The sequence below is a fragment of the Bacteroidales bacterium genome (genome assembly GCA_023229505.1).
In the GTDB taxonomy this organism is placed as follows: domain Bacteria; phylum Bacteroidota; class Bacteroidia; order Bacteroidales; family JAGOPY01; genus JAGOPY01.
The window spans coordinates 46583-63871 of the sequence record JALNZD010000004.1 but is presented as its reverse complement, the minus strand read 5'-3'; the positions used below and the strand labels follow the sequence as shown (position 1 = coordinate 63871).

At 42.2% G+C, this 17289-nt stretch carries 18 protein-coding genes; 15 read left to right on the top strand and 3 right to left on the bottom strand.

Annotated features, from left to right (window positions below):
* Positions 1-53: 53 nt before the first annotated feature.
* Positions 54-1469 (bottom strand): dihydrolipoyl dehydrogenase, encoded by a 1416-nt coding sequence (gene lpdA / locus M0Q51_02485; protein ID MCK9398848.1) that lies wholly within the window; start codon positions 1467-1469, stop codon positions 54-56.
* 280 nt (positions 1470-1749) lie between these two features.
* On the opposite strand from lpdA, the gene M0Q51_02480 reads away from it, so the two are divergent.
* The 4 genes from M0Q51_02480 (at position 1750) to M0Q51_02465 (ending at position 7587) form a co-directional block, all read left to right on the top strand.
* Positions 1750-3216, top strand: coding sequence for an aminotransferase class I/II-fold pyridoxal phosphate-dependent enzyme (locus M0Q51_02480; protein MCK9398847.1), 1467 nt, complete (start codon positions 1750-1752; stop codon positions 3214-3216).
* Between the two features lie 91 nt (positions 3217-3307).
* The gene (locus M0Q51_02475) at positions 3308-3712 is read left to right on the top strand and encodes a (deoxy)nucleoside triphosphate pyrophosphohydrolase (protein MCK9398846.1); all 405 of its coding nucleotides are present in this window, start codon (positions 3308-3310) and stop codon (positions 3710-3712) included.
* On the top strand, positions 3690-6830 hold the full coding sequence (locus M0Q51_02470) for a DUF3427 domain-containing protein (protein ID MCK9398845.1): 3141 nt from the start codon (positions 3690-3692) through the stop codon (positions 6828-6830). The genes M0Q51_02475 and M0Q51_02470 overlap by 23 nt, the downstream gene beginning before the upstream one ends.
* A gap of 232 nt (positions 6831-7062) precedes the next feature.
* Entirely contained in the window at positions 7063-7587 is a 525-nt protein-coding gene (locus tag M0Q51_02465) for a hypothetical protein (protein MCK9398844.1), read from the top strand.
* 290 nt (positions 7588-7877) lie between these two features.
* Here M0Q51_02465 and M0Q51_02460 read toward each other — a convergent pair whose 3' ends face one another.
* Positions 7878-8144 carry a type II toxin-antitoxin system RelE/ParE family toxin gene (locus M0Q51_02460; protein ID MCK9398843.1) on the bottom strand — a complete coding sequence of 89 codons (267 nt, stop codon included), beginning with the start codon at positions 8142-8144 and terminating at the stop codon, positions 7878-7880.
* Complete coding sequence (locus M0Q51_02455; protein MCK9398842.1) at positions 8141-8338, bottom strand: hypothetical protein; 198 nt, start codon at positions 8336-8338, stop codon at positions 8141-8143. Before M0Q51_02455 ends, M0Q51_02460 begins: the two co-directional genes overlap by 4 nt.
* Positions 8339-8598: 260 nt before the next feature.
* Between M0Q51_02455 and M0Q51_02450 the strand changes: the two genes are divergently transcribed.
* The 11 genes from M0Q51_02450 to M0Q51_02400 all read left to right on the top strand — a co-directional run bounded on the left by M0Q51_02450 (position 8599) and on the right by M0Q51_02400 (position 17243).
* On the top strand, positions 8599-8928 hold the full coding sequence (locus tag M0Q51_02450) for a nucleotidyltransferase domain-containing protein (GenBank protein MCK9398841.1): 330 nt from the start codon (positions 8599-8601) through the stop codon (positions 8926-8928).
* A gap of 385 nt (positions 8929-9313) precedes the next feature.
* On the top strand, positions 9314-9469 hold the full coding sequence (locus M0Q51_02445) for a lmo0937 family membrane protein (GenBank protein ID MCK9398840.1): 156 nt from the start codon (positions 9314-9316) through the stop codon (positions 9467-9469).
* 539 nt (positions 9470-10008) lie between these two features.
* A complete protein-coding gene (locus M0Q51_02440; protein ID MCK9398839.1) occupies positions 10009-10569 on the top strand; it encodes a helix-turn-helix domain-containing protein in 561 nt (186 codons plus the stop codon).
* 95 nt (positions 10570-10664) lie between these two features.
* Entirely contained in the window at positions 10665-11759 is a 1095-nt protein-coding gene (locus tag M0Q51_02435; protein ID MCK9398838.1) for a hypothetical protein, read from the top strand.
* Between the two features lie 329 nt (positions 11760-12088).
* Positions 12089-12940: an ice-binding family protein gene (locus M0Q51_02430; GenBank protein ID MCK9398837.1), complete on the top strand. Its 852-nt coding sequence runs from the start codon at positions 12089-12091 to the stop codon at positions 12938-12940.
* A gap of 214 nt (positions 12941-13154) precedes the next feature.
* Positions 13155-13676, top strand: a complete 522-nt coding sequence (locus M0Q51_02425) for a hypothetical protein (protein ID MCK9398836.1) — start codon at positions 13155-13157, stop codon at positions 13674-13676.
* A gap of 17 nt (positions 13677-13693) precedes the next feature.
* Positions 13694-14032 carry a cupin domain-containing protein gene (locus tag M0Q51_02420; protein ID MCK9398835.1) on the top strand — a complete coding sequence of 113 codons (339 nt, stop codon included), beginning with the start codon at positions 13694-13696 and terminating at the stop codon, positions 14030-14032.
* A gap of 70 nt (positions 14033-14102) precedes the next feature.
* Positions 14103-14393 (top strand): hypothetical protein, encoded by a 291-nt coding sequence (locus tag M0Q51_02415; GenBank protein MCK9398834.1) that lies wholly within the window; start codon positions 14103-14105, stop codon positions 14391-14393.
* A 56-nt stretch (positions 14394-14449) separates the two neighbouring features.
* Positions 14450-15820 (top strand): threonine synthase, encoded by a 1371-nt coding sequence (gene thrC / locus M0Q51_02410; protein ID MCK9398833.1) that lies wholly within the window; start codon positions 14450-14452, stop codon positions 15818-15820.
* A gap of 62 nt (positions 15821-15882) precedes the next feature.
* Entirely contained in the window at positions 15883-16482 is a 600-nt protein-coding gene (thrH, locus tag M0Q51_02405) for a bifunctional phosphoserine phosphatase/homoserine phosphotransferase ThrH (GenBank protein MCK9398832.1), read from the top strand.
* The gene (locus M0Q51_02400) at positions 16479-17243 is read left to right on the top strand and encodes an SDR family oxidoreductase (GenBank protein MCK9398831.1); all 765 of its coding nucleotides are present in this window, start codon (positions 16479-16481) and stop codon (positions 17241-17243) included. The genes thrH and M0Q51_02400 overlap by 4 nt, the downstream gene beginning before the upstream one ends.
* Positions 17244-17289 lie beyond the last annotated feature (46 nt).

Sequence of the window (17289 nt, the reverse complement as noted above, 5' to 3'; positions counted from 1 at the left end):
AATTGTTAAATTGTTTTGCCACTGACTGCCGACTGTCAACTGTCAACTGTCAACTAAATATGAATTACTTCCCCATAAGCCGCCGCCACTGCTTCCATTACAGCTTCTGACATCGTCGGGTGCGGGTGTATAGACTTTATAATTTCGTGGCCTGTGGTTTCGAGTTTGCGCGCCACAACCACTTCGGCTATCAATTCCGTGACATTCTCGCCAATGAAGTGTGCACCAAGCCATTCTCCGTATTTCGCATCAAAGATCACCTTGATAAATCCTTCCTTATTGCCTGAAGCACTTGCCTTGCCAGATGCCGTGAAGGGGAACTTGCCGGTTTTTATCTCGTATCCCGCTTCCCTGGCCTGCTTTTCCGTAAATCCTACCGATGCTATTTCAGGACTGGTGTAGGTGCATCCCGGGATATTATTGTAATCGACCGGTTCGACGTCCATTCCTGCGATCTTCTCCACGCAGGTGATCCCTTCGTGCGAAGCGACATGAGCCAGCGCCTGGCCCGGGACGATATCGCCGATGGCGTAATAGCCTTCCACGTTCGTCCGGTAATATTCATCAACCTTGATCTTGTCTTTTTCTACAACAATGCCCACTTCTTCCAAGCCTAAACCTTCAATATTCGATTTTACGCCAACAGCCGACAATACCACTTCACACTCAATCACCTCATTCCCTTTTCCGTGCTTCCCCGCCTCCATGCCTCCATGCTTCACAATCACCTTACACCCTTTCCCGCTCACATCAACCGATTCTACCGTCGCATCCGTCATCACCTTGATCCCTGCTTTTTTAAAGCTCCGCTCCAGCTGCTTTGACACTTCCTCATCCTCGAGAGGGACAATATTCGGTAAAAGCTCGATGAGCGTGACTTCGGTTCCTATTGAATTATAAAAATATGCAAACTCACTGCCAATAGCACCGGAGCCCACCACCACCATGGATTTCGGCTGTTTGGGCAGGTTCATCGCCTGGCGGTAGCCGATGATCTTTTTGCCGTCCTGCTTTAGATTCGGAAGCTCACGGGAACGGGTCCCCGTGGCCAGGATGATATGATTGGCCGTGTATTCGGTGGTTTTGCCGGATTCATCGGTTACCACAACCTTTTTGCCGGGTTTTATCTTTCCTGTGCCTTTCAGGAAATCAATTTTATTTTTCTTGAAGAGGAACTGCACCCCGTTGCTCATACTGTTGGCCACATCGCGGCTGCGCTTGATCATCCCTTCAAAATCAGGCGTAATGGCGCCTTCTATTTTAACACCATAATCGATGGCATGGCTTGCATACCTGAATACCTGCGCACTTTTTAACAATGCTTTAGTGGGAATGCATCCCCAGTTGAGGCAAACCCCGCCCAGTGATTCTTTCTCCACGACGGCCGTTTTCATACCCAGTTGCGAAGCGCGGATCGCAGCCACATAGCCCCCCGGTCCGCTGCCTATAACGATAAGATCGTAATTCATGAGAGTGATTTTATTTTGATTGATTTTGCAAAGGTAGAAAAAACAGTGGAACGGTGGAACAGTGAAACGGTGAAACGGTGGAACGGTGGCTCTGCGCCTTCGCGCCTCCGCGGTGAAAAAAGCAATCTGTGCCTGATCTGTGCAAATCTGCGTTTTATTGATCTGCGCAAATCAGCGAGAAACCTTAATAAAGAAAATTATCAATAAATAATTCACAATAGCTCGACTATTTCATCTTAATGCCTAAATTTAACATTTCATAAACCTAACCAAACTGACTATGCCTACCGGTAAACAATACTACATAGATGCAGCCCGCCGCGCCATGGCCTGGCACCAGGAAAATACCGACCAGATGCGCAAATGCCGCTTCGACACCATTGCAGTCCACGGCATTTACTCCATGCAGGAGGCGCTCGATTTCAACCAGGGCTCCATCATTGAGCCAATGTATATGTCGACCTCCCAGGCCTACCGCGATTCCGACGAGATGGAAGCCGCGCTTGCCTATGAGATACCGACCTGGTGCTATTCCCGCATCGCCAACCCCAGTATATATTACCTGGAGGGTGTCCTGGCCCTGCTCGATGGTTATGGCGCAAGCGAGGAGACTTCCTGCGTGGCCACTTCTTCCGGAATGGCTGCAATCGCCTCTGCGGCTGAACCTCTGCTCGCGGTAGATCCGAAGAACCCCGGCCGGCCGATTAATTTTGTGGCCACATGCCAGCTCTACGGGGGTACCTTCCAACAATTTGCTATAAGAAAACACCGCGAGCGAAACATCGAATGGCGCAAGGTGATCAACTCCAGCGACATTAATGAATGGGCCGGGCTGATCGATGAGAACACCCGTTTTCTATACGGCGAGATGCCTTCCAACCCGGGCCAGGCATTCTTTGACCTTAAAAAGGTGGTTGAACTCGCCCACTCCCATAATATCCCGCTGATTATTGACTCTACGGTGGCAACGCCTGCCCTGATGCGCCCGATCCAGTGGGGAGCGGATATTGTAGTTCAATCAGTTTCCAAGACATTGGCCACGAGCGGATTTGGAATAGGAGGGGCTGTCATCGCGAAAAAGCATATCACCACGAACATTGACAACGATGCCCTGAAGGCCGACTATTGCATGTATCTCAAAGTTTTACCCAACCGCGACAACGGGCCGAATATTTCTCCCATGAATGCCATCCTGGCGCTGAACGACATCCGTACCCTGCGGATGCGTGTCGACCAGTGCAGCCGCAGCACGATGACCGTGGCAAATTACCTTGCAGGCCACAAGCATGTTGAACAGGTTGATTACCTGGGGTTGGAAACCCATCCGTTGCACGAGTTGGCAAGCAGGTATATGTGGCTGGCAGACGCCGAAAAGGACGAGCTTTACGGCAAGCCCGTGAACCGTTACGGCCACCTGATGTCGTTCCGCATCAAAGGCGGTGCGCAGGCCACCCGCGATGTTTTCGACGGCTTCCGGCGCATCTGGCGCGCCACCGACCTGGGCAGGATCAAATCCGTGGCCACCATCCCGGCTATTTCCACCCATTCACAGCAGGGCGAAGAAGGACGCAGGATTGCCGACATCCCGCCCAACCTGATCCGCCTGTGTGTGGGCGCCGAACATCCCGACGACATCATCACCGACCTCGACCTGGCGCTATCTGTTTTGGATGGTAAGAAAATCAGCGTAAGCTCACCGGAGTATTCGGCAGGAGGGGCGAGTAGTGCGAGGTTGGGGGGAGAGTGAGGGGGGAGGGAATGGCTCGGTTAGCGAGATGTTAGTAGCTATTAGGAAATGCTGTTCCTATAAAACTTGCAGAAATTAATCTGAATTGAATATGATTGAAGTTACTTGTGCAATTATTCTTAGAGATAATAAAATCTTGGTAACTCAAAGAAGTGAGACGATGGATCTGCCATTGAAGTGGGAATTTCCAGGCGGAAAGATTGAAGTGAATGAAACCGCAGAAAATTGCCTACGAAGAGAAATAAAAGAAGAACTGAATATAGAAATAGAACTTTTGGAGAAATTAGAAACTAAATGTTTTAATTATGAAACTTTCTCTATCAACCTTATTCCTTTTGTTTCTAAATACTTGGCAGGTGAAATTGTTTTGGCTGAACATAAAGATTTCAAATGGTTTGCAAAAGAAGAATTAAAATTTTTGGATTGGGCTTCTGCTGATATTCCTGTTTTAGAAGAATTTTTAAAATTAAATTATGACACAGCAAGGGCTCTATGAACAACTCATTAACAAATTGATTTCCTCCAAACTGAATGATTTGGACAGAAATACATTTTACATTAAGGAAAGTGCAATTGATAAAAATGAAGCGTCAAGAGTTCTATCACAATATTTGGTTGAGGTAATCCGATTTGCTTTGAATCTAATTTCTGGAGAAGATAGCATTGAAAAACAAATTGAACTTTCAAACAAAATTATTTTTCTTTTAAGAACTGAGTTAAAGGATGAAGTGTTTGATGAAGATTTGATTGCAACTGAGGCAAAGATTCTTTCTGCAATCTTTTCAAAGATTGATGCAGGATTTTCTGATTTTGAAAAACATCTCAAAGAAATTACACCTTATACTAGATTATCTCAAAGCGAATTATTTACTGGCAATAATGCAGGCATTTCGCTTGAAAGTGAAATCAAAAAAGAAATTCTTTCTTCGGATAAGATCAATTTCCTTGTTTCATTTATCAAGTGGACAGGAATAAGAATTTTTGAGAAAGAATTATTTGAATTTACTGAAAAAGGTGGGCAATTAAAAGTGATTACGACTTCTTACATGGGTGCTACTGATTTGAAAGCAGTAATGTATTTATCGGGTTTGAATAACACAGAAATTAAAATTTCATACAATACAGATAATGAGAGATTACATGCTAAGGCGTATTTGTTTTTCAGAAACACTGGATTTCACACCGGCTATATTGGTTCATCTAACATTTCCCGTTCTGCATTGACAAGTGGTTTAGAATGGAATCTTAAAGTAACAACAAAAGAAGTTGGGCACATCATTGATAAATTTCAGAAAACTTTTGATACTTATTGGCAAGACAAAGAATTTGAATTATTTGATAAAGCACATCACACTGAAAAATTAAAAACAGCTCTCAAAAAGGAGAGATCTCATGAAAGAAATAACCCTGCTGCCTATTTTGATATTAAACCTTTTCCATTCCAGGAAGAAATTTTGGAAAAGTTAGAGACGGAAAGAATAGTGCACAACCGTTACAGAAATTTAATTGTTGCTGCAACCGGAACTGGTAAAACCGTTATTTCAGCATTTGATTTCAAAAACTTTAAAAAGCAAAACTCATCTGCAAAACTTCTGTATGTGGCTCACCGCAAAGAGATACTACAACAAGCACTAGCAACATTTCAAGGTATTTTGAGAGATAATAATTTTGGTGAGTTATGGGTTGATGGAAGTGAACCGGAAAAATTTGATTGCGTTTTTGCTTCTGTTCAAACACTGAATAACAGAATTGACTCACTAACTCTTTCAGATTCATTTTATGATTTCATCATTGTAGATGAAGTTCATCATATCGCTGCTTCAAGTTACCGTCCAATAATAAATCGTTTCAAGCCGAAAATTCTTTTAGGCTTAACTGCTACACCTGAGAGAATGGATGGTGAAGATATTCTCAAAGATTTCTCAGATACCATTGCTGCTGAAATCAGGCTACCAGAAGCGCTAAACAGAAAATTGCTATGTCCTTTTCAATATTTCGGAATTACGGATAGTATTGATTTGTCAAATGCTTCATGGCAAAACGGAAGATACTTACCAAGTGAATTAACCAGAATCTATACTCGAAATGATAGAAGGGTAGGTGAAATAATATTTAATCTCAACAAATACCTAAAAGATAAAGATGATGTAAGAGCACTTTGTTTCTGTGTAACACAGGAACATGCTCAATATATGGCTGAAAAGTTCACGTTTGCCGGATTAAAAGCAGATTACTTGGTTAGTTCAAGAAATGAGTTGAGAGAAGAACTTCGACGAAAGTTATTGAATAAGGACATTAATTATCTTTTTGTCGTAGACATTTTTAATGAAGGGATTGATATACCTGAAATGGATACAGTTTTATTCCTTCGGCCCACAGAAAGTTTAACAATTTTTCTTCAACAGCTTGGAAGAGGCTTAAGACTAGCTGATGGAAAAGAATGCTTGACTGTATTAGATTTTGTTGGAAACTCAAGACCGGAATATGATTTTGAAGGTAAATTTAGGGCATTGGTTGGAAAAACAAATACTTCAACTCAAAAGGAAATTGAAGATGATTTTCCTCATTTACCTTTAGGATGCGCAATTATTTTAGAGAAAAAAGCAAAAGATTTTATTTTGCAAAACATTCGGAATGCAACCTTGCTAAACAGAAATCAACTGCTAAATAAAATTCGTAATTACAAATACCAAACTACTTTACCTCTTACGCTTAAAAACTTTTCAAACTTTTGCCATATTCCTTTACAACTGATTTATAAAAAGGGCAATTGGAAAAGATTGTGTGTGATGGCTGAACAAATTGAAGATTATCCTTCAACTAATGAGAATGAAATTTACCGAGCAATCAGTAAAAAGTGGCTTTCGTGCAATTCAAATTCCTACTTCCAATTTATTTTGTCGTTAGCTAAGCAGGGTTTTGATGTCGATTTTAAAAAATTCAATGAAGAAGAAAAAGCCATGTGCTTAATGCTACATTATGATGTTTGGCAGACTGCTGGTGGGTTTGACACACTTGAAGATAGTATTAAAGCAATCGGTAGAAATAAAATTCTAACGGATGAGATCATTGAAATGATTGAAATCCTCATAGATAAAGTTGACTTCTTAGAAAAAGAAATCTCACTTCCTTATATTCAACCTCTTAAACTTCATAGCCGTTATACAAGAGACCAAACCCTTGCTGCATTTGGACTCAATACTTTTAAAAAGGAATCTTCAAATAGGGAAGGAGTTGCAATGATTCAAAATTTAAATACGGAGTTGCTATTTGTCGATTTAATTAAATCAGAAAAAGATTTTTCTCCTTCTACACTATATCAGGATTTTGCAATTAGTGAGCGGCTTTTTCATTGGCAAACTCAGAACTCGGCAAGACCTGATGTTGGGAAAGGATTGACCTATATAAATCAAAAAGAATTAAATAAGACAATTTTGTTGTTTGTGAGGGAAAGGAATGAGGATGAATATAAGAATACAATGTCATACGTTTTTCTTGGAGATGTGAGATTTATTGAACACACAGGTTCAAAACCTATGAACATTACTTGGGAACTCAAAGAGCCAATGCCACCATATTTATGGAAGGATTCAGCTAAGATGGCTGTTGGATAATTTCATTTTACATCCGGTTGAACCCCTCCCACACTGCCTCTTTAAAACGTCGTCTAACCGGGATCTTCTGGTTTTATATCAGAACTGAAAAAGCTGAAAAGGCGATGATTTTTCGGATGGGGATTGTAAAGTATCGCGTATCGCGATATGCAATATATTTTTGGTTTATTTTGTTTTTCAATAATTTATTTCTTAATATTGCATATCGCAATATGCAATAAAGTATTAAGAAATGAAACAAGTTCAAACTAGTATGAAACCACAGGATGTGGTTATTCTGCTGAAAATTATTGCTTTAAATACCGGCAATTGGCAGCAAATGCCCCTGGCCGAAGCTTTAAAAATGAGCCAGTCGGAGGTGAGCGAGTCGGTAGCCCGTTCAAAATATGCCGGATTGCTTGATGGCAGCGGCAAAAAGGTCATGCGCCTTGCCTTTATGGACTTTTTACAATATGGTCTTGCGTATGTATTTCCACAGAAACCCGGGCCTGTGGTAAGGGGTATGCCTACCGCCCATTCAGCAGGACCTTTAAATACTGTTATTTTAAGCGACGAATCGTATGTTTGGCCCTGGGCAAAAGGAAAAGTCAGAGGACATGGCATTGTACCCCTTTATTCCTCAGTGCCCGATGCTGTGGACCAGGATGATAAGCTGTATGAATTGCTGGCATTGGCTGATGCTTTGAGGATAGGCAGAGCCCGGGAAAGGGATTTGGCCGTGAATGAACTGAAAAGTAGAATCCTGCATGGAGAATAAAATTATCAACGACCCTTATTCTGAAGAAATTATCCGGACGCAAATACATCCGTTTATGGTGGATGAACGCTTTCCTATTGTTTTAGAAAAAATCATTGAAATAATATCCTGATGGTTCAGCACCTCCCACACCCATCTTTAAAACTTCGTCCAACCGGGAAACGTCATCCCCAGGAAAAGTGAAGAGTGAAGAGTGAAGAGTGAAGAGTGAAAAGTGAAAATCCTCTGGACTCCGCGTCAACGCGGTTTTAGATTATAAATTGCATTAATAATCAAACAGTTATGGCTGATTAGGGAAAATGTTTATAAATATCTTTCCTATGGGCAAGATCAACGAAAAAAACAACATTATCAATGATTTTAAGTCCTATCCGGTAGTCTCCAACTTTAATCCGATAGTGTTTCCTGCGTCCTTTCATTTTTTTTAAGTTGGCTATGCTTCTCAAATCGTCAGCTGCCTCAATCTTTTCAATTATTTGGGCAACCTCAGATTTTAATTGCATATCTCTGATCTTTTCGATCGCCTTGAGAAACGAAGCCTTAAATGCTGTATTCATCTTCCTAAAGCATTCATAACTCTTTCACGGCTGACATCAGGTGTCTTCATCCCTTTTTCAATACGTGATGAAAGAACAGCATCCTCAAGATCTTCCGCACTAATAGTCATCGCTTCGGCACCCGTTTTTTTTATCAGTTCCAGCCAAAATTTCAGTTCAGCTTTATTTTTGGTTTTAATTACAATGGTTTCCATGAAATATTTTTTACAAATTTATTCAATTTTCACTCATCCTGATCGAAAAGAGTGTCTTTGTGAAGAGTGAAGAGTGAAGCGTGAAGCGTGAAAATTTCTCTGCGTCTTCGCGTCTCCGCGGTTTATATTAAAATTTACCGCACGGCAATACAAGGACATGAAAAGAAAACAAATCTTCCGTTGGAAACAGTTTTTAACATAGAATTTAGCAATTGAAAGCCAAATTTTAGTAGATTTGTTTATTAAACTGGATAATTAACATGGAAAACCTGATCCGGAAAAATATTCATCAAATCTCTGAATTATGCGAACGCTATGGGGTTCGGAAGCTTTATGCTTTTGGCTCCGTGGTTTCCGGAAAGTTTTCTGAAGAAAACAGCGATATTGACCTTCTCGTTGAACTTCTTCCGATGTCACCGATGGACAAGGGAGAAGCCCTTCTTGAATTGTGGGACCAATTGGAAAAACTTTTCAACCGGAAAGTCGACCTGGTTTCGGATCAGCCGGTTAAGAATCCTTACTTTTTTTCCAGCCTTGAAGAAACGAAAAAATTGATTTATGACAGGGAGAAGCAGGAAATATCTATCTGATATTCTTATTGCTGCCGGTTTAATCGGGGAATTTCTTTCTGATGTTCCTGATTTTGCTGGTTATCAGAGAGATCAAAAAACTAAAAGTGCCGTGGAAAGGCAATTGGTCATCATTGGGGAGGCTGTGAATTTTTTTCGGAAAGAAAGTGGGATTGAGCTTAAAAACTCTCATCAGATTGTGAATTTTCGGAACAGACTTGTCCATGCCTCCCCGCCTTCTGTTTCGTTATCCCGAAGAAGGACCTCACATGAGCAAGAGAAGCATTACATTGATAATGTGTGAATGATGTAACTTATTCCCAAAATTATGTAACGATTCCCGGAATAGAGAGGCATACCTTTGTCAATGTAAAAATTTACTCACAAACTTAAATAACTTACAGTCATGGGAAATCTACTTTATATCATTGCAGTGATCCTGATTATCGGATGGGCTTTGGGATTTTTTTACTTCAGTGCCGGTGGAATCATACACGTTCTTCTTGTTATTGCAATTATTGCATTATTATTTCAGGTTATACGGGGGCGGAGAATCTTTTAAACCGGGGTAATGGAAGAAGTTTCCGGTTTTGCTGAACAGGGCAATGCCAAATCAGAAAAAGCTAAAAAGAGGAATTAAAAAAAATGAAAACATTTAGACTTCTTGCTATGCTGTTATTATGCATAGGTCTTTTGTTCAGCACATCATCCTGTGCTGTATTTGTCAGAGGAGACAACGGACATCATAGGGGATCGCAAAGAAATCCAAATAACCCACATCATACCTATAGCACAAACCCGGGAAGATCCCAGGGGAGTGACAAAAATCAAAATAATCCGCATCATTCCCATAGCACGAACCCTGGAAAAGCTAAGGGAAGCCACAAAAAATAAGTACTAACCCACGAAAGCATGAAACGTCATCCCCGCATCAGCGGGGACCTCCTTGTTTTGTATATGACGACCTCCCGCATGCAGGAATAATTTACCCACCGTGAAATTCTTTTTCAATTTGAATGAATTTCCGGAATATTTTCCTATATTTACACGATTCAATGAAGGTTTTCAGACAGGCTGCCGTTTTCGGCAGGTATGAATAATATGAAACTCTACATCAAATACATGGTAAGCATTCGCTGCAAAATGGTGGTGAAGTCAGAGCTGGATAAACTCGGGCTGCATTACGGAGTAGTGGATCTGGGTGAAGTGCAGATCAGGGAAAGTATTACTGCTGAACAACGCGCCCGGTTGAAAACCGCTTTATTGAAATCAGGGCTTGAACTGATGGATGACAAGAAAGCCATACTGATTGAAAAAATAATAAATGTTATTATCGAAATGATCCATTATGCAGATGAATTGCCCAAAACAAATTTTTCCGATTACCTGAGTGAAAAATTGAATTATGACTATACTTATCTTGCAAATCTTTTTTCAGAAACAAAAGGGATCACTATTGAACATTTCATCATTCTTCATAAAATTGAACGGGTAAAAGAGCTCATCATTTATGACGAACTCAACTTTTCTGAAATTGCCTGGAAACTTCATTACAGCAGTGTAGCCCATCTTTCCCATCAATTTAAAAAGATAACAGGTTTAACGCCTTCCTTTTTTAAATCGCTCAAACGCAAAAAACGCCTCACACTTGATAATGTGTGAATGATGCAACTCTTTTCCGGAATTGTGTAACACTTTTGAGTATAAAGGTGCGCAACTTTGCAGCGTGATAATTTCATCACAATAAAACATAATCAATGAAAACTAAAATCAGAATTATATCTATTTTTCTTATGCTCTTTATAGGTGTAAGCATAACACCGCAAAAAGCATCTGCACAGGGGGTATCTATAGGCTTCCAGGTTTTTTATGATGAATTAAGCCCCTATGGAACATGGGTATACAGTTCCGATTATGGATATGTCTGGATACCCGATGTAGCTCCCGGGTTTTCTCCTTATGCCACTGACGGCTATTGGGTATTAACCGATGAGGGGTGGACATGGGTCTCTTATTATTCATGGGGATGGGCGCCTTTTCACTATGGTCGCTGGTACATCGATCCTTATTACGGACCCATGTGGGTTCCGGATTACGAATGGGGTCCGGGATGGGTTACCTGGAGAAGATCAGGAGATTATTACGGATGGGCACCAATAGGGCCTGGTGTCAGCATCAGTGTAGCTTATGGTAATGGCTATAATGTACCTTATAATCAGTGGACTTTTGTAAGAGACAGGGATTTTGGAAGAAGGAACATCAATAACTACTATATTAATTCCTCAAACAATGTTACGATCATCAACAATTCCACGGTGATAAATAATATCCGGGTTGATAATTCACGCAATGTAACATACAATGCAGGTCCGGAAAGGACAGAAGTAGAAAAACATGTTGGTAAAACAATTACCCCGGTTGCTATTAAAGAAAGAAGCCAGCCCGGTCAGAACCTGAGCAAAAATCAGCTTCAGCTATACAGACCGCAGGTGCAAAAACATACCTCCGGCGGACAGAAACCTGCTCCATCCAAAGTGACGAGTTTGGAAAATGTGAAAACTTCATCGCAAAAAGCTACTGAAACTCCGACGAAAAGAGTAAATCAACCGGCTAAGCGGCAGCCATCGCAGCAGCAAACCGATAGACCGGCTAAGCAGCAGCCATCACAGCAGCAAAAAGCCGATCAACCGGCTAAGCAGCAGCCAGCACAGCAGCTAAAAGTTGATCAGCCGGGTAAGCAGCAGCCGGCAGAACGCCAGAAAACCAATCAGCCCAAAAAGGCGGCAAAGGTAAAGACAACAAAACAAGCTAAACCACCCAAAGATACTAAGGGAGAAAAACCTCCTCATTAATCGTTTCACCTTTTCTGTTAACGCACCCAGGAACATTCCGGAGTTCAATAATCTCCCCCTTCAATTAATATTCCATATCTTTGAATATTCTTATTGAAATTTATTGGTATAAATTCTTCAGAAGAATGAAAAATTGTCTTTTACCGGGTTTTTTAAAAGTTTTATAGATAAATATTTGCTTTTTACTTTTAAATGTTATAAGTTTGTGCTTAGATGTGAAAATATCTATTGTTTAATACCAGGAAAAACAAGTATTAAACGCGCATTGCCAAGCTAATTATTTTATTGTCAAGAACTTACAAATAATTTTAATATTAAAACAAAATAAAATGAAAACACAACTACTCAAAGCATTAACAGTGGCTATGCTGTTTTTTATGCCAAATGTGAATTTCGGACAGATTGCACCTGATCTTAATTCGGCTGCCGACTTCGGGGTTCTCGCAGGTACAGCAATCACCTTCGGCGGAGTCCCTAGTGTGATTAATGATATGGATGTTGGGTTAAGTCCGGGCTTTCGTTCTTCCATCACAGGAGTTCCTCCTTCCAGCGTAGTGAATGGAGCGATTTACGCTGCCGATGATGTTGCCCCTCCGGGTGTGGCTGCCATGCTTTTACAGGCCAAACTGGACCTTACCAATGCGTATCTTGATGCTGCAGGAGCATCCGCCCCGGCGCCCGTTACAGTATCAGGTGATCAGGGCGGCACAACACTTTACGCGGGCATTTATAAATCAACCTCTACACTTTTAATACAATCAGGCAATCTGACACTTGATGCTCAGGGTGATGCAGATGCCGTATGGATTTTTCAGATAGCATCTGACTTTACTACAGTAGGCGGTGGACCTTTTCCGTCTGGGTCAGGTGGCAATGTTATCCTTACCGGAGGCGCTCTGGCTGATAACGTCTTTTGGCAGGTTGGCAGTTCAGCGACCATTGGAAACTATACAGATTTTTACGGTAACGTATTGGCCTTAACATCTATAACCATGAATTCATATGCCAGAATAGAAGGCAGATTACTTGCAAGAAATGCGGCAGTGACATTCGCTGGTGGTAGCACAATGAACAGACCGTTGGAGCCACCACCATCAATTCCCATCTCTACCTGGGCCCTCGTTCTCGGAGGCGCCCTGATCGCCATCGGTGTATTTGTAAGTTATCGTCGTATTATTTAGAAAATCGTTTCCAAATAAAATACCCTGCCGAAGCCAGTACCATCACAGTTGACTTCGGCATAAGTACAGTAGAAAGGAGCCGCCCTTTTGGGAAGGCTCCTTTTATTTAATGTGTGAATGATGTAATTTTTTTCTAAAATTGTGTAACACTTTCCGGAACTAAAGTACTGACCTTTGTACTGTTAAAATTAATTCATAATTTAATTTATATGAGATGAAGGCTTTGAAATTAATCGTTATAGGAATGGTGTTGTTTCTTTCAGGCGCAGTGCAGGCGCAGGTATCAGTGAATGTGACTATTGGTTCGCCTCCGCCATGGGGTCCTGTCGGATATACCGAAGTGCGTTATTACTACCTGCCAGATGTGGAAGCCTATTATGATGTTCAATCGTCCATGTTTATTTATTATGGAGGAGGGGCATGGATTCGCAGAGCTAATCTTCCTGGGCGGTACAGAAATTATGATTTGTACAGCGGATATAAAGTAGTGATGACGGACTATCACGGTGACACTCCTTACACACATTTTAAGGAGCATAAAACGAAATATGCAAGAGGCTACCATGGTCCGGAGCAAAAAACCTTTGGTGAGAGGCCGGGAAAAGGAAACTCCGGCGAAAAAAAATCTAACGAAGGCAACCATAATTACAAAGGAGATAAGCATGATAACAAAGGAGGTGGTCATGGCCATGAAAGTACCGGACATCATGGCGGTGGAAAAGGTAAGAAGAAATAAATCAAAAATCAAACAAAATGGATATTGCAGAAGTTGAAAAATCAAAAGCACACATCACAGTGGAGATAATCGAATATATACCCAATTCTGTGGTCATCAAAACGATTCTAAAAAAATCGACAGGAAATATCAGCGTAATGTCATTCGACAGTGGCGAAGGGTTAACCGAAAAAACCACTGCCTTTGACACCTTCGCTCAAATCATTGACGGTAAGGCGGAGATCGTAATCAGCGGGGTATCCAATTTCCTGCTGACAGGCCAGTCAATCGTAATACCTGCTCATGCGCCCAATTTTGTAAAACCAAACGGGCGGTTCAAAATGATCCTGACCGTCATAAAAAGCGGATACGAATAAACCGAAATGGTATAGATGTTACAGGCCTGTTTTACACAAATGTGTGAATAATGTAACTTTATTGCAAAAAATGAAAAGACTTTCACTGCTCTTCCTGATTTTCCTCCTGGCCATTTCAGCCTGTAAAAAGGATGATAAATTTGTAAATGCTACAATCCGTGATGAAAGCTTACCCTTAGCTGGTTGTGGCTGGCTTATCGAAATTAATTCAGAATTTTATTCGCCGAAAAACCTTCCGGATGAATTTAAAGTCGGCGACATGGAAGTGGAAATCAAATATGACGAGTTAAACAGCAAGGCTTTCTGTCAAATGCACCCGGATGGCCTTGATGAGATTTCTATAAATGAAATTCGCGATTAATCGGTTAACCATTCAATCCAAAGTAAGGAATCAGCCAGATATACCTTGATTTAAATATGCCAGGAACCCTCTATTATTCAACTAACCGTAAATCTCCGTCAATCAGCTTCCGTGAGGCGCTCCTGCAGGGCCAGGCGCCCGATAAAGGACTTTATTTGCCCGAAATTATCCCGCAACTGAGTGCAGATGAGATAAAATCCTTTATCAATAAACCTTATCATGAGATTGCCTATGATGTAACGGCGAAATACCTGGCAGGCGAAATACCTCCGGATGAGTTGCGCAGGATCGTAAAGGAGGCTTACAACTATCCAGTCCCGCTCGAACCGGTTTACCAGCGGAAATATATCATGCGTCTTGATCAGGGCCCGACGGCCTCTTTCAAAGACTTTGCCGCAAGGATGATGAGCCGCCTGATGCATTATTACCTGGCGCTGGAAAACAGGAGCCTCCTGATCCTGACTGCCACCTCGGGCGATACCGGCAGCGCCATTGCCAATGCTTTTTACGGTCTCAATAATATCAAAATAGTGATTCTTTTTCCGGAAAAAGAGGTCACTGACCGTCAGCGGAAACAAATGACAACACTTGGGAAAAATGTCAAGGTGATATCGATTGACGGCAAGTTTGATGATTGCCAGGCCCTTGTCAAAGAAGCCTTTTCCGATCCTGATCTGATGCACATGAACCTTTCATCTGCAAATTCGATCAATATCGGCCGGCTGGTCCCGCAGATCGTCTATTATTTTTATGCCTTTGCCCGTCTGAGGGTTGGAAACCCTGATGACAATGTGATCTTTTCCGTTCCTTCAGGAAATTTTGGTGATATGATGGGAGGGGTGCTTGCCATGAAAATGGGACTGCCTGTGAAACGCTTTATCATTGGGGTTAATGATAACGATGAATTCCCAAAGTATCTGGCAACAGGGGAATATCGAAAAGTAGAGCCCTCCCGCAATTGCATCTCCAGTGCGATGAATGTCGGCCATCCGAGTAACCTGGCCAGGCTGGTTGCACTTTATGGCGGGATGATGAATGAAAAAGGAGGGATAAGCAGACTAGCAGATATGGAGATGATGCGGAAAGAACTTTTTTCTGTGAGCATAACTGACAAAACCACCAGGAAAACGATTAAAGCTACCTGGGAAGACCATAATGTCCTTCTGGAACCCCACGGGGCCGTCGGCTGGGCAGGTTTGCAGGCCTATTTGAAAGATAAAGGCAATGACCCCGACAAAGATCAGCTATTCGTTTCACTTGAAACGGCACACCCGGCTAAGTTTCCGGAAGAAATCAACAAGCTTTTGGGATTTGACCCAGAATTGCCGCCAAGCTTACAGGGAATTGAAAATAAAGAAGAAAGCTACGGAAGCATGCAGAATGAATATGCTGCGTTTAAGGAATATTTAAGATCGAATTTTAAGTGAATCGGTGAAACGGTGGAACGGTGAGATGATAAAATACTAACAATTTAACAATTTTACATTATATGAACTTTCTTTGCTCCGATTTAGAAGGTGTTTTCATTCCTGAAGTCTGGATTAATGTCGCGGAAAAGACCGGCATTCCGGAACTTCGAAAAACGACCCGCGATGAACCCGATTATGGGAAACTGATGCGCTTCCGCATGGCCCTTTTGAGGGAAAAGGGGCTGAAACTGAAAGACATCCAGGATGTGATTGCTACCATCCGGCCACTTGATGGCGCACTGGAATTGCTCGAATGGATCAAACAACAGGTCCCGATGGTGATTGTATCAGACACCTTCATCCAGTTCGCCGATCCGCTGATAGCCCAACTGAACCGGCCGACATTGTTCTGTAATGAGCTGGTCATCGACGGGGAGGGTTTTATCTCTGACTTCCTGTTGCGCCAGCACGACCAGAAACGCAAAGTGGTTCAGGCTCTCCAAAACCTGAATTATACTGTCATAGCCATAGGGGATTCTTATAACGACACTTCTATGCTGGCGCAGGCTGAATACGGGATACTCTTCCGTCCACCCGAAAATGTGATAAGGGACTTCCCGCAGTTCCCGGTAGCGAAGGATTATGAAGGGCTGAGGGAGATCATACAAAGTATATTATGAACATCCGTTTTGATAACAAAATCGTTCTCATCACCGGCTCCTCCCGGGGCATCGGAGCCGCAACCGCACTAAAGTTCGCTGAATCTGGCGCCACTGTCATCGTTCATTATTCAAAAGATATATATAAAGCCAGGGAGACTTTTAATAGCCTGCCAGGGTCATGTCACATGCTGCTGAAAGCAGACCTGTCAGTGCCCGACGATGTAAAGCGACTCTTCGATAAAGTATTAAGGCAGAAAGGAAGGATCGATATCCTGGTAAACAATGCCGGTATTTACGAAGAAACCCGCTGGTGGGAACTGGATTATGAAGAATGGCAACAGCATTGGAAAAAAACCATCGATACTAACCTCACAGGTATGGCCAATCTTTCTTTCCTTGTCGCAAAGCAAATGATTGCACAAGGAGGAGGGAAGATCATTAATGTCTCTTCGCGTGGTGCCTTCCGTGGAGAACCCCATGCTCTGCCTTACGGCGCAGGGAAAGCTGCAATGAATTCCTTTGGCCAGTCGATGGCCTGGGCATTAGCCGATAAAAACGTCCAGGTATATACGATTGCTCCTGGATGGGTAGATACTGACATGACGCATGAAATCCTGGAAAGTGAACAGGGAAAAGCTGTCGCCGCGCAAAGCCCGATGAACCGCTTTGCAACCCCCGGGGAACTTGCCAATGCCATCACGCTCCTTGCCTCTTCCGGCACAGAATATATGACCGGTTGCATCCTCGATATGAACGGGGCGAGTTATTTGAGAACGTAGAGGACAATTGGGCACTTTGAACTTTGCCCTTTGAACTTTGCCCTTT

Excerpts from the sequence above, each read along its gene's own strand:
- M0Q51_02415 (MCK9398834.1), top strand. The coding sequence starts at position 14,103 with ATGAAAAGACTTTCACTGCTCTTCCTGATTTTCCTCCTGGCCATTTCA.
- M0Q51_02470 (MCK9398845.1), top strand. The coding sequence starts at position 3,690 with ATGACACAGCAAGGGCTCTATGAACAACTCATTAACAAATTGATTTCC.
- M0Q51_02425 (MCK9398836.1), top strand. The coding sequence starts at position 13,155 with ATGAAGGCTTTGAAATTAATCGTTATAGGAATGGTGTTGTTTCTTTCA.
- thrC (MCK9398833.1), top strand. The coding sequence starts at position 14,450 with ATGCCAGGAACCCTCTATTATTCAACTAACCGTAAATCTCCGTCAATC.
- M0Q51_02460 (MCK9398843.1), bottom strand. The coding sequence starts at position 8,144 with ATGAATACAGCATTTAAGGCTTCGTTTCTCAAGGCGATCGAAAAGATC.
- M0Q51_02465 (MCK9398844.1), top strand. The coding sequence starts at position 7,063 with ATGAAACAAGTTCAAACTAGTATGAAACCACAGGATGTGGTTATTCTG.
- M0Q51_02475 (MCK9398846.1), top strand. The coding sequence starts at position 3,308 with ATGATTGAAGTTACTTGTGCAATTATTCTTAGAGATAATAAAATCTTG.
- M0Q51_02400 (MCK9398831.1), top strand. The coding sequence starts at position 16,479 with ATGAACATCCGTTTTGATAACAAAATCGTTCTCATCACCGGCTCCTCC.
- thrH (MCK9398832.1), top strand. The coding sequence starts at position 15,883 with ATGAACTTTCTTTGCTCCGATTTAGAAGGTGTTTTCATTCCTGAAGTC.
- lpdA (MCK9398848.1), bottom strand. The coding sequence starts at position 1,469 with ATGAATTACGATCTTATCGTTATAGGCAGCGGACCGGGGGGCTATGTG.
- M0Q51_02450 (MCK9398841.1), top strand. The coding sequence starts at position 8,599 with ATGGAAAACCTGATCCGGAAAAATATTCATCAAATCTCTGAATTATGC.
- M0Q51_02430 (MCK9398837.1), top strand. The coding sequence starts at position 12,089 with ATGAAAACACAACTACTCAAAGCATTAACAGTGGCTATGCTGTTTTTT.
- M0Q51_02435 (MCK9398838.1), top strand. The coding sequence starts at position 10,665 with ATGAAAACTAAAATCAGAATTATATCTATTTTTCTTATGCTCTTTATA.
- M0Q51_02420 (MCK9398835.1), top strand. The coding sequence starts at position 13,694 with ATGGATATTGCAGAAGTTGAAAAATCAAAAGCACACATCACAGTGGAG.
- M0Q51_02480 (MCK9398847.1), top strand. The coding sequence starts at position 1,750 with ATGCCTACCGGTAAACAATACTACATAGATGCAGCCCGCCGCGCCATG.
- M0Q51_02440 (MCK9398839.1), top strand. The coding sequence starts at position 10,009 with ATGAAACTCTACATCAAATACATGGTAAGCATTCGCTGCAAAATGGTG.
- M0Q51_02445 (MCK9398840.1), top strand. The coding sequence starts at position 9,314 with ATGGGAAATCTACTTTATATCATTGCAGTGATCCTGATTATCGGATGG.
- M0Q51_02455 (MCK9398842.1), bottom strand. The coding sequence starts at position 8,338 with ATGGAAACCATTGTAATTAAAACCAAAAATAAAGCTGAACTGAAATTT.